Source organism: Thalassotalea sp. LPB0316 (assembly GCF_014898095.1).
GTDB lineage: Bacteria > Pseudomonadota > Gammaproteobacteria > Enterobacterales > Alteromonadaceae > Thalassotalea_G.
Genome location: NZ_CP062946.1, coordinates 957,147 through 968,760 on the forward strand (window position 1 = coordinate 957,147; position 11,614 = coordinate 968,760).

The following is an 11,614-nucleotide window of genomic DNA, read 5'->3' on the forward strand; positions in this document are numbered from 1 at the left end:
AAAATAGCAGATTTTATATCGTGAAAAGGAAATTATTATTCAGTTTAGTATTAGCGATTAAGCCTGTATACTGTAGCGAATTTTTAACTTCTTGGATTTTTTTATGGAAGCGTTTTTTACCTTTTTAGCCAATAACGCGGTATTAACAGGCGTTTGGTTAGTGTTATTTGGTTTAATTATTTTTACTAGCATTAAAATAAAGCTGTCACCGATCAAGCAACTATCAACGCAAGAACTTACTTTTTCAGTAAATAAAGAAAATGCGGTAGTAGTTGATATTCGAAGTGAAAATGACTTTAGAAAGCAGCATATTATCGATTCGCTCAATTGCACCAGTGAAAAAATTAACAAAGGCGAACTCGCTAGCCTTGAAAAATACAAAGACAGACCCATCATTGTGGTATGTGCGCAAGGAATTTCGGCAAGTAAAGCAGCTAATCAATTAGCTAAAGCCGGTTTCTCGCAAGTCAATTTATTAAAAGGTGGTATGAACGCGTGGGTATCTGCGGGTCTACCGACTGTTAAGAAGTAAAAAATCATGGCAACTGTAGAAATTTATACTAAAGCGTATTGTCCATTTTGTGTTCGTGCTAAAGCTTTACTCGAGCAAAAACAAGTGAGATACCAGGAGTACAAAATTGATCAAGAGCCGCAATTGCGCGACAAAATGATTGCCCGCAGTAATGGCGGATATACAGTGCCTCAAATCTTTATTAATGATCAGCATGTTGGTGGTTGTGATGACCTTTTTGCGTTACACGCGAGAAACCAACTTGATGAGCTATTAAATAGCTAATTTATATATTTAGCCCCAAAGTTAACGATAGGAAGTAAAACAATGGCTGACGAAATTCAATCAGGTGCAGAGCAAAACGAACAAGCAGCACCACAATTCCATGTACAACGCATTTACACAAAAGATATTTCTTTTGAAACGCCTAACTCTCCAGCCATTTTTCAAGCGGAATGGAAACCAGAAATCAAGTTAGACTTAGATACCCGTTCTAACCGTCTTGCTGATGATGCCTTTGAAGTTGTATTGGCGGTTACTGTTACGGCTGAAATCGACGGTAAAGTTGCGTTCTTAGCGGAAGTACAACAAGCAGGTATTTTCATGATCGCTAATATGCAAGAAGGCCAAATGGCGCATGCGATTGGTTCATTATGTCCTGCAACGTTATTCCCATATGCGCGTGAAACTGTTGCTAGCCTAGTTAACAAAGGTTCATTCCCGCAGTTAAACCTTGCGCCAGTAAACTTTGATGCATTGTTTGCTCAGTACGTTGAGCAACAACGCGCTGCAGCACAGTCTCAAAGCACTGAGACTCACTAATTACTATGCAAGCTTCGCATGATATCGTTGTTGTTGGTGCTGGCTCTTACGGGACTGCACTGGCAATTTGCTTAGCACGCAACGGCAATAAAACGCTGTTGTGGGCGCGCGATAGCGAACACGTTGCCGCGATGCAAACGCAACGCAGTAATGATAAATACCTGCCTGGCGTTGGCTTTCCTGAACAATTAACCGTGTCAGCGGATTTAGCTGAAGTGGTCGGTGCTAGCGACAATATTTTAGTTGTTGTACCTAGCCACGCGTTTAGCGATATCCTGAGTCAAATCAAACCTCATTTAAGGCCAAACGCTAAATTAGCGTGGGCAACGAAAGGGCTTGATCACAAAACAGGTCGTTTACTGCAAGATGTTGCTCAAGAAATCTTAGGGCACGACATTTCACTTGCTGTGTTATCTGGGCCTACTTTTGCCAAAGAAATGGCTGCCGGTTTACCGACCGCTATCTCGATGTCGTCAACCGATGAAGCGTTTGTTGAAGTACTTTCAGCAATGCTACATTGTGAAAAACGCTTTCGAGTGTATCGAAACAATGACTTTATCGGGATTCAGCTAGGTGGCGCAGTTAAAAATGTGATTGCTATTGCCGCCGGTATCGCCGATGGTATTGGTTTTGGTGCAAACGCACGAACGGCGTTGATCACCAGAGGTTTAGTCGAAATGACCCGTTTAGGTGAAAAGCTGGGTGCTCAGCCAACCACCTTCATGGGGATGGCAGGTTTAGGTGACTTGGTGCTAACTTGTACCGACAACCAATCGCGCAATCGCCGTTTTGGCTTAGCACTTGGCCAAGGCCAAGATGTTGATAGCGCACAAAAAGAAATCGGTCAAGTAGTTGAAGGTTATCGCAACACCAAGGAAGTAAATATGTTGGCGCAGCGCTTAGGCGTTGAAATGCCAATTGTTGAGCAGGTTTATCAAGTGCTTTATGAAAATAAGTCAGCACAAGAAGCTGCTCAAGAATTACTTGCCCGCACGCCAAAAGTGGAATAGCGCTAAAACAAGTCGTCATTCCCGATTGTTGTTATCGGGAATCTCCTGATGGTGGCGTAAGGCTTGAAAGTAGACAGCCATACAGCTTCGCCTAAACTGCGTTTGGAAAGCCCAGTTGGCGCCAGCTTTCAAAAATAATGACAGCCGTAGCATTTGATAAATTCATGCTACGGCTTTCTTTGAGCATAGGGATCCTGATTTTGTCTTGATCGGGAATTTGCTGTCTAACCGACTCAGGTAAACCTTTCGTTTCACTGCCAAATAGCAAATAATCACCTTGTTTAAATTCGACTTGATGATGGTAGTTAGTCGCTTTTGTGGTGATCGCATAGACGCGTTGAGGCTGCTCGTTTTTCACGAAATCCTCATAACTTTTGTGGCGTTTGAGATTAGCAAACTCGTGGTAGTCTAAACCGGCACGTTTTAAGCGCTTATCGTCAATATCAAAGCCCAGTGGTTCAATTAGATGGAGTCGATAGCCAGTGTTGGCACACAAACGAATAATATTACCGGTATTAGGTGGTATCTCTGGTTGAAATAGTACAACGTCAAGCATCTGTTTTAATCTCATTTCTTAAAGTGGCGAAAGTATATCATTTGTCTAGCACTAAGAAAAAATCCCTCGCTAGGATTGTTCATTTTGGTTATTCAAGCCTTCACATCTTATTTCAATTGGTATAAGGCATATCTTCTTTTATTTGCTTGCGCTATGCTAGATCTCATCTAGAAAGGGACCGTCGTATAAAGTCAAGATGAAACAAGCTATTACTCCCCAAGATTATGCTAAATATGTCCGTATAGCGGCAATTAGCGCATTAGTTGGTGCAATGTCGATGATCGCTATCAAATTGGTTGCATGGCTAGTGACTGATGCTAGTGCGATGCTTGCATCGGCGAGCGATTCAATGCTTGATCTATTTGCTTCTAGCATTAACTTGGTCATCTTGCGCTTTGCCTTGGCTCCCGCTGATGAGGTGCACCGCTTTGGCCACGGCAAAGCGGAAAGTTTAGCTGGCTTATTACAATCGGCATTTGTCATGGGCTCTGCCGGTATTTTAATCTTTGCTGGCATTGAGCGTATTCTCTCACCGGTAGAAATCAAACAATTAGCTGTCGGGATTGGCGTCACAATAGCATCGTTGGTGATCACTTTTGTCGTGGTTTTTATTCAGTCGTGGGTGATCAAAAAAACCGATAGTGTCGCAATAGGTGCAGATTCGCTGCATTATAAATCTGATGTGGTATTAAATATTGGGGTGTTACTTTCACTCGTGTTAACCCAGTACTTAGCGCCCGAAGTTGACGGAGTTTTTACCTTATTGGTAGGTCTGTATTTATTCCGCGGTGGTTTTACTATCATCTCAACGAGTATTCGAGCCCTGATGGATGAAGAAATCCCTGAGCAAGATAAGCAGTTACTAGATCAAATAATTAACAGCCACTCATCGGTACTGGGCTACCATGATTTGCGAACACGACGATCTGGTCCTACGGCGTTTATCCAGTTTCACTTAGAAGTTTCAGGAGCGTTGAGCTTGCATCAAGCTCATGAAATCGGCAATCAGGTTCAAGCAATGGTACAAGAAAGGTTTGCCAATGCCGATGTCATTATTCACCTCGATCCCAGGTAAGCCAATTCATCTGAGCTTGTAAATTTAGCTCCGGTTTAGCGATTGAGCTACTGAGCGTGTTGTTCAAACCAAGCAAGCGTTGCATCGATCGCAGGGTTGCGAATTTCGTCAACTTCAAAAAACAATTCGTGATAGGCGTTTTCAAATACTTGAGGTTCGCCATTAGGGCATGATTGTGGTTGCTGTTGGTGAAGCTGTTGGCAAAAACTGAATTGGTCTAAATTATCGACGACGCTATCGCCACCTGACTGCAATACGGTTATTGGTGTAGTGATTTGGTCAAGTGATGCGAAAATGTTTTGCCGAGCAATAAGTGACTGTTGCAACCATGCGTTGGTTACACCACCAAGCTGTAATTCAGCCGTTTGGTCATAGGTTTGTTTAAAGTAATCAAAGCGAACCTTTGAATGTGTTAATACGTTATCTTCAAATGGGTACTCGTCATAGTCTCCTTGACCAATAAAATAGCTACTTTCTTGGTTAAAGTGCTTATCCCACCATACACGGGTATTGATCAGTGCTTTGCCCAGCCACATTGGCAGACCCCCGGTATTAATGCCGATCATCGGTGAAGCCAAAACTGCCGCTTGAATACTATTGCTGTGCTTTGCTAGGTAAAGTGCCGAGATGTTGCCACCCATTGAGTGCGCCAACAAATACGGTTTGGTATTAGCTGAGCAATGAGGTTTTACGATATTTTCAACAAAGTTATCGAGATCATTGACATAATCGTCAAAGCTTGCAACATAACCCTTGTGAGGATTACTGAGCATACGCTGTGACACCCCTTGGCCGCGATGGTCTATGATAAACAAATTAAAACCTTGATTTACCAAATCATAAGCGAGCTCTTGGTACTTTAAATAGCCTTCAGTTCTGCCTGGCACAATGACTAAGCATTGGTGGTTTTTAGCTTGGCTAAATATCGCATAGTTAATCCGTATATCATCGACGCCTTGAAAACTTGAGAACTGGCCTTGCTGCCAAAATTGCTGAATACTCGGCAGTGTTTGTTTAAATGTTTGCTCTTGGGTATAGCGTTCAGCGTGACTTGTCATAGTGATCATCAATAGTAGAAAGGCAATTACAGGGGGTAGCGTTGTCGTTTTAGACATATAAAGTCCATTTAAATAGTTAATTAACCAAGGCTATTACTAATGCGCTAAACTAAATGAGAATATTTTTGACATTTGGCTTTCTACTGCTTTGCCATCTTTTTGTGCTGGCTTAAAACGCCATTCGCTTAACGCATGACGAATTGTTGTTCTAAAGTAGCTAACCTTGGGCTGGTAGTCAAAACTAATGTCTTTTACAAAACCTTGTTTGTCGATCGTGAAGTTTACTAACACTTCTATCTCTAATTTCTTACGCTTGGCGGCAATCGGATATTTAGGCTCTTGTGACTGAATTAATTGCGCGGGTAATTCACTAGGTTGCTGCGTTTTAGTGGCAATTTTCTTGACCGATTGATCGACTGGCTTGTTCACCTTGGGTGCGCTCTCAACTCTTGGTGTTGTTAACGCTTGAAGCTCTCGTGAATATTTGTTTTCTTCAAGTGTCTTGGGGCTCAGTTGGTTAATTTTAAACTCAACAGTTTGGTCAATCTTTTTAGTACTTGGTAAAGCTTTAGCACTTATAAGCGTGTTGCTTTTTATCGATGGCTGAGTCAACACTGAGTTTGATGAAGGTGCCGGAGGCGTGATAGGGGCGTTCTTTTGTTGCTCTGTTATTACGCCTTTTTCATTATCGTATTCTGAAGGAATTGCTGCCGGACGAGAATAACTATTGGGTGTTGATGCGTAATTATCTCCGTTCGATACGTTATCATCGCTCAATAATTGTTGGGCGATAGACAGCGGCGGCAGGGTTTTATCATCAAATAGCGCAGTGCTAGCTTCATATACGGTCAAACTTTGTGGTTTGGCGACGGCGTTGATTAACAAACTTGGTGAAGCGTTCAATACAATATTGTTTATTTTGGCAAATTGGCTAGCTGCAAATAAAATAATTGATGTAACGACCACTATAGATGCCAACCAACGACTGGTTTCATTATTTTGAGTGCAGTGATGTGGTTGCACCAAGCGTATAATTCTCGCTTTTAAATCACCACCTGAAGCTGCCATTGCCATCATTGGAATCGAGTGGTTTCTATGCTTGTGACATAAGCTAGCGGTATCAGCTAACGTGTGGGCATAGGCAATCGGATTACCGCACTGCTTAACTGCCATATCATCACTGCAAAACTCTCGTTCAACCCGCATTTGTTTTGAAATCCAATAAACTACAGGATGGAAAAATAGGATAATTTCCGCTAGTGATTGAATGAGATTCACAAAGTAGTCATGACGACGGATGTGTGCCAATTCGTGTAAAATTAGCATGTCAAGTTGAGTTGGGGTTAGACCTGTAATCATGGCTGCCGGTAAAATGACAACCGGTTTGATAAAACCAATCGCCATAGGTACATTGGCTTTCAACGAAATACGCAAGCGTGGCAATTTGTTTGTAAACCCCATGCGATTACACAACTCGGTAAAACGCTGCTCCAGACTTGCGCTAGCATCGACGCTTTGTTCAAACGGCAAACGCGTAACACTGCGAATTTCGACTAAAAACTTAATCGCAAGTAAAAAGACAACACTAAACCAGATAATGGTTAAATGCGGTAGTGTTTCGGCAAAGTTTTGTTGCCAGACGGGCTGCATCCCTTGGTTAGCTTGTAAATCAAACAGCGTCGTAATCGGTGCTAATAATGTCGATTGGTTGGCAATTTGCTCGGGCTGATATATGTAGAAAAAGGTTGCAATCGGCAGCACTAAACAACTAACTAACGCAATAGTGGCTGCAAGGTAGCGAGCTTGTGCGTTTGACTTTGGCAGTGTAATTAAAGCAATTTTTAGCGTGACAGCGATGGCAACACCTTGCCATAAAAAGTGGACAAGTGTTAAACCGATACTAGAAAGTAATATGCTCTCGTCTAAAAATATTTGCATGCCAAGTTAACTAACTTCCTGCTCGTATTTGTTTAAAATTGATTTGATGTCTTCTATTTCTTGTTTAGTCGTTGAATCGTCAAGTGCTCTCATGACCAAATTTGACGTAGAGCCACCAAATGCTTTTGCGATTAAATCTTTTAATAGTGACGATTGCGTATGAGTCTGGCTGTTGGCTGCTGCATACACGTGGGCACGCTTGCTTTCATCGCGGATCACAAGGTTTTTGTCATGCATAATTTGCAATATTTTAAGTACTGTAGTGTAGCCCGTTTTTTGTGTTTGGCTTATTTTTTCATGTACTTCTCTAACTGTAGCTGGTCCTAAGTCCCATAGGATATTCAATAATGAAAGCTCAGCTTCAGTTGGCTTGATTTCAGACTTATCTCGAGCCATTTTAAGGTTCCTTTACCCAAATTCTATGACGTATTACGACGTTAATCGTATACGTTGGTGAAAATATCGGCAAGTAAAAACTGATATTTTACTTAATTCTACTTACAAGATCTTCAATAATTTCTCGACTGCGCTCGGGAAAATCAGTAAAAATAGCATCAACGCCAAGTGCCATGCACCACTTAATATCTTGTTGATTGTTAACCGTATAGACCCAAACCTGCAAGCCGGCATTATGGGCGTGTTCGACAATCGCGTGATTAATGCAGTCGATTGCTAAATTAATCGTGGTTGCTTGTAATTTGGCAGCAAAATCAGCGTAATCGACCGGGCACGAGGCACTCAAGGCACCTGTATTCACTTTGGGTAACAATACTTTCGAAGTAGCAAGTACATGGTGATTAAACGACGAAATACTCAATTGCTGATAGCGATAAAGCCCTTCGGTGACAAGTTTATCAATAATGGTTTTAATCGCACTGATTGCTTGCTCGATGCGCCCTTGTCGATGTTGTTGACAGAACAAAGACGCTGATTTTACTTCAATGTTGACCTCACATCGACCGGCTATTAAGCGCAGAGCCGGTTCTAATAAAGTGAGTTTCGAACCATCGTGAAAGGTGATTGACTCGATTTGCTCGAGTGATAGGTTGCGCAATTGCTCAACCTGACCGTTATACATGACATAAGCATCGTGGCTGACAACTAATGCGCCACTTGGGTGAAATTGCACGTCGAGTTCAATTGCATCACAACCATCAGCAATCGCTTTGTCGAATGCTTCTAGGGTGTTTTCAACCCGAGTGCCACTGGCACCGCGATGCGCAATAATTTTCATTAGTCGATAAGATCTGCGTAGTGCTCGCCCATGCGAGTCACGGTTTTTGGCCCCGCTTGTTGATTAAATTCAACCATGTTTGGCGCGAAAGTGGTGATAACGGTTGAGCCCAATTTGAAACGGCCCATTTCATCGCCTTTTTTCAGCTTAATTGCGCCGTGGCCAGTGGTTGGATATTGCCATCTGAAAATATCTTTACCCGCTGGTGGCGTAATTGTACCTGCCCACACAGTTTCAATACTGGCGACAATTGTCGCGCCAACGAGCACCATCGCCATAGGGCCTTTTTCTGTGTCAAATACTGCGACAACGCGTTCGTTTCGGGCAAATAAATCAGGGACGTTATTCGCGGTAAGTGGGTTTACTGAAAATAACTCGCCCGGCACATAAATCATGTCGGTGAGCGTGGCATCCATTGGCATATGAATACGGTGATAATCCTTTGGTGCGAGATAAATACACGAGAACTTGCCGCCTTGAAATGGTGCAGACGTTGCTTCGTCACCACCTAATAAGCTGTTCAAACTGTAGTTGAATCCTTTTGCTTGAATAAGCTGCCCGTCAACAATATCACCTTGCTGACTTATTGCGCCATCAACAGGATAACAGATGGTATTTTCGTCAGCGAGAATAGGACGCGCGCCTTCTGCTAGTTCGCGGGTAAAAAAATCGTTAAAGGTTTTGAAGTCACTTGCATTTTTATACTTGGCTTCAGCCATATTGATATCGTAAGCCTTGATAAACCAAGCAATCGCTTTGGTCGTCAAACCGCCCATTTCCGCTGCTGCGAATTTGCCAACTAAGCGTGAAATTAGGTGCTTTGGCATTATGTATTGTAAAGTGATTTTTAATTTATCAATGAACACTTATCGATCCTTAAATCTTTATTGGTTAAATCGGGTGGTTTGTAAGTTTTCATGGATGCTTTCCATGATTCGCTGAAAACTGGCAAGTCGTTCTGGGTGAATTTTACCCGCCTCCATTGCTTCAACGAGTGCACAACCTGGGTCTGTTTTGTGCTTGCAGTCTCTAAATTTACAGGTGCCGATAAAATCAGCAAATTCGACAAATCCGTCGCAAACTTGCTCTGGTGTCATGTGCCATAAGCCAAACTCGCGAATGCCCGGTGAATCGATTAAATCGCCTCCCTCTGGGAAGTGATATAAACGCGCGACGGTTGTTGTGTGTTGGCCTAAGCCTGAATTTTCCGATACTTCTTTTGTTTCTAAAACTAATTCGGGCATTAAGCTGTTAGTAAGTGTTGACTTACCTACGCCTGATTGGCCGACAAAAATACTCGTTTTGTCTTTTAATTGGTTTTTAATATCATCTAAACCATCACTGGTTTCGCTACTCGCAAGAATAACTTGATAACCAATATCAAGGTAAATTTGCAGGCTTTCTTGAATCACTTGAAAAATTTCTTCATCGAGTAAGTCTATTTTGTTTAACACTATGATGGGGGTGATTTGGGTTTGTTCACAGGCGACGATATAGCGATCAATAATATCGGGGTTAAAAGCAGGCAGTACTGAAGAGACGATAAATATTTGATTAATATTGGCGGCAACAGGTTTAACACCGTCATAAACATCTGGTCGAGACAATACGCTGTCGCGCTCGTGAACTGCTTCAATCACACCTGAAATCGCATGTTGAGTCTCTTTGCCCTGGCGCCACATGACTTTATCACCACAAACTAGTGAGTCGATTGAGCGGCGAATGTTACAACGAAAGATCTCACCACTGGGTGCTTCTACGTCAGCGTGTTGACCAAAACGGCTGATCACTAAGCCTTGCAATGGCGCTGATAGCTCGTCGTCTTGCCATTGAATCTGGTCTTTTTTCGCGATCTTCTTCTCTTGATTCGCTTTGATACGACGAAGCTGACCTTTTGTTAATTTTTTAGATTTAGCCACAAATACTCATTAATGTTGATGATTTTAGTATTGTACTAGGGTACATCTGGCGTATTATACTGCTTATACTTAGTTGATAAAAGATTTGTACAATGGATTGCCGATTGTGCTCGCGTATCAGAGCGATTTATTGTCAATTCACTTTATGCTTGTCGACAGTTAGATAATACCGAGTTCATTAAATTTGCACTGAATAATTAATGATTTAATGAAATTGGTCTAAATAAAGTACGTAAGGAAAATTATGAGCCAAAGCAATGACAGCAATTTAATCTGGTTGGATCTGGAAATGACGGGGTTAGATCCGGCAACTGATGTTATTTTAGAAATTGCGTCTATTGTTACCGACAGTCAATTGAATATTCTCGCTGAAGGACCAGTATTTGCTATTCACCACAGTGATCAAGTACTCGACAACATGAGTGATTGGTGTATCGAACATCACGGCAAATCTGGCTTAACCCAGCGTTGTCGAGACAGTAAAACAGATTTAGCTAGTGCCACAAAAGAAACGCTCGCCTTTGTTTCTCAGTTTGTACCCGCTGGTAAGTCGCCTATGTGTGGTAATAGTATTGGTCAAGACCGTCGCTTTATTAATAAATATATGCCTGACTTTGAAGATTATTTTCATTATCGCAATCTTGATGTTTCAACGGTTAAAGAGCTCGCGCGCCGATGGAAGCCTGAAGTGTTAGATCAGGTACAGAAAAAAGGCGTGCACTTAGCTTTAGATGATATTCGCGAATCGATTGAGGAGTTAAAAATCTATCGCGAGCACTTTTTTAACGTGTAATTTAGTTAATGTTAATTGTGCTCCTCAGGCAATATTTGAGTTAACGAATTATTTGAAAGCTCCACTGTGGAGCTTTTTTTATCTGCGGTGTTTGCAGGTCAGACCAGTTTGAGGCAGAATGTCAAAAAACGTTAAAGGACATAGTTATGGCAAATAGATTTTCAACGGTGGTAAACCGTATTAACAAGGGCCCAGCAGCACTGCGTTCATACTTACTAACGAAAGTGTTTAACTCACAAGTCAAGTACGCTAAAACATCGAATATCAAGTTGATTTCAGTAACAAATAAAGCTGTTGAACTGAAAATCGCCAATAAAAAACGCGTGCAAAATCATATTGGTGGGGTACATGCTATTGCAGCTTCGTTATTAGCTGAATCCGCGACCGGTATTGTCTTTGGTATGAATGTGCCAGATACACACGTACCTTTGTTAAAATCGATGAAGGTAGATTTTCAACGGCGGATGGTCGGCGATCTAACCGCTCATGCCAATTTAACTGATGAGCAAATTCAGCAAATTGAAACACAAGACAAAGGCGATATGTTGGTTGCCGTTACCATTACTGATGAGTCAGGTCAGCAACCGATAGCATGTTTTATGGAGTGGGCTTGGGTTCCTAAACGCAGAGACTAGTTTGTTGACTAACCTGAACTCAGGTTAACTAATTACTACTGCAATTTTCTGAAAAACCTACAT

At 41.9% G+C, this 11,614-nt stretch carries 14 protein-coding genes; 7 read left to right on the top strand and 7 right to left on the bottom strand.

The genetic code is table 11. The features are described from left to right. Window positions 1-103: 103 nt before the first annotated feature. Genes LP316_RS04235 through gpsA form a run of 4 tightly spaced genes read left to right on the top strand, consistent with a single transcriptional unit; the run spans window position 104 to window position 2,343 of the window. A complete protein-coding gene (locus LP316_RS04235) occupies window positions 104-532 on the top strand; it encodes a rhodanese-like domain-containing protein (RefSeq protein WP_193022836.1) in 429 nt (142 codons plus the stop codon). 6 nt (window positions 533-538) lie between these two features. After that, complete coding sequence (gene grxC / locus LP316_RS04240; protein WP_193022837.1) at window positions 539-796, top strand: glutaredoxin 3; 258 nt, start codon at window positions 539-541, stop codon at window positions 794-796. A 42-nt stretch (window positions 797-838) separates the two neighbouring features. Further along, window positions 839-1,333 (top strand): protein-export chaperone SecB, encoded by a 495-nt coding sequence (gene secB, locus LP316_RS04245; protein WP_193022838.1) that lies wholly within the window; start codon window positions 839-841, stop codon window positions 1,331-1,333. Between the two features lie 5 nt (window positions 1,334-1,338). After that, window positions 1,339-2,343 (top strand): NAD(P)H-dependent glycerol-3-phosphate dehydrogenase, encoded by a 1,005-nt coding sequence (gpsA, locus tag LP316_RS04250; RefSeq protein WP_193022839.1) that lies wholly within the window; start codon window positions 1,339-1,341, stop codon window positions 2,341-2,343. Window positions 2,344-2,434: 91 nt separating this feature from the next. Here the strand turns inward: gpsA and trmL are convergent, their stop codons facing one another. Next, window positions 2,435-2,899 (bottom strand): tRNA (uridine(34)/cytosine(34)/5-carboxymethylaminomethyluridine(34)-2'-O)-methyltransferase TrmL, encoded by a 465-nt coding sequence (trmL, locus tag LP316_RS04255; RefSeq protein WP_193022840.1) that lies wholly within the window; start codon window positions 2,897-2,899, stop codon window positions 2,435-2,437. 196 nt (window positions 2,900-3,095) lie between these two features. Between trmL and LP316_RS04260 the strand changes: the two genes are divergently transcribed. After that, window positions 3,096-3,974, top strand: coding sequence for a cation diffusion facilitator family transporter (locus LP316_RS04260; protein WP_193022841.1), 879 nt, complete (start codon window positions 3,096-3,098; stop codon window positions 3,972-3,974). A gap of 47 nt (window positions 3,975-4,021) precedes the next feature. On the opposite strand, the gene LP316_RS04265 is transcribed toward LP316_RS04260, so the two are convergent. The 6 genes from LP316_RS04265 to rsgA form a co-directional block, all read right to left on the bottom strand. Then, window positions 4,022-5,089, bottom strand: coding sequence for an alpha/beta fold hydrolase (locus tag LP316_RS04265; RefSeq protein WP_226960800.1), 1,068 nt, complete (start codon window positions 5,087-5,089; stop codon window positions 4,022-4,024). 39 nt (window positions 5,090-5,128) lie between these two features. Further along, on the bottom strand, window positions 5,129-6,970 hold the full coding sequence (locus LP316_RS04270) for a M56 family metallopeptidase (protein WP_193022842.1): 1,842 nt from the start codon (window positions 6,968-6,970) through the stop codon (window positions 5,129-5,131). Between the two features lie 6 nt (window positions 6,971-6,976). Then, a complete protein-coding gene (locus LP316_RS04275; protein WP_193022843.1) occupies window positions 6,977-7,366 on the bottom strand; it encodes a BlaI/MecI/CopY family transcriptional regulator in 390 nt (129 codons plus the stop codon). A gap of 88 nt (window positions 7,367-7,454) precedes the next feature. Then, entirely contained in the window at window positions 7,455-8,204 is a 750-nt protein-coding gene (locus tag LP316_RS04280; RefSeq protein ID WP_193022844.1) for a glycerophosphodiester phosphodiesterase, read from the bottom strand. After that, window positions 8,204-9,031, bottom strand: a complete 828-nt coding sequence (gene asd, locus LP316_RS04285) for an archaetidylserine decarboxylase (RefSeq protein WP_193022845.1) — start codon at window positions 9,029-9,031, stop codon at window positions 8,204-8,206. Before asd ends, LP316_RS04280 begins: the two co-directional genes overlap by 1 nt. 57 nt (window positions 9,032-9,088) lie before the next feature. Next, window positions 9,089-10,123: a small ribosomal subunit biogenesis GTPase RsgA gene (rsgA, locus tag LP316_RS04290; RefSeq protein WP_193022846.1), complete on the bottom strand. Its 1,035-nt coding sequence runs from the start codon at window positions 10,121-10,123 to the stop codon at window positions 9,089-9,091. A 244-nt stretch (window positions 10,124-10,367) separates the two neighbouring features. Between rsgA and orn the strand changes: the two genes are divergently transcribed. Continuing rightward, window positions 10,368-10,916, top strand: a complete 549-nt coding sequence (gene orn, locus LP316_RS04295; RefSeq protein WP_193022847.1) for an oligoribonuclease — start codon at window positions 10,368-10,370, stop codon at window positions 10,914-10,916. 146 nt (window positions 10,917-11,062) lie between these two features. Further along, window positions 11,063-11,551, top strand: a complete 489-nt coding sequence (locus tag LP316_RS04300; protein ID WP_193022848.1) for a DUF4442 domain-containing protein — start codon at window positions 11,063-11,065, stop codon at window positions 11,549-11,551. Window positions 11,552-11,614 lie beyond the last annotated feature (63 nt).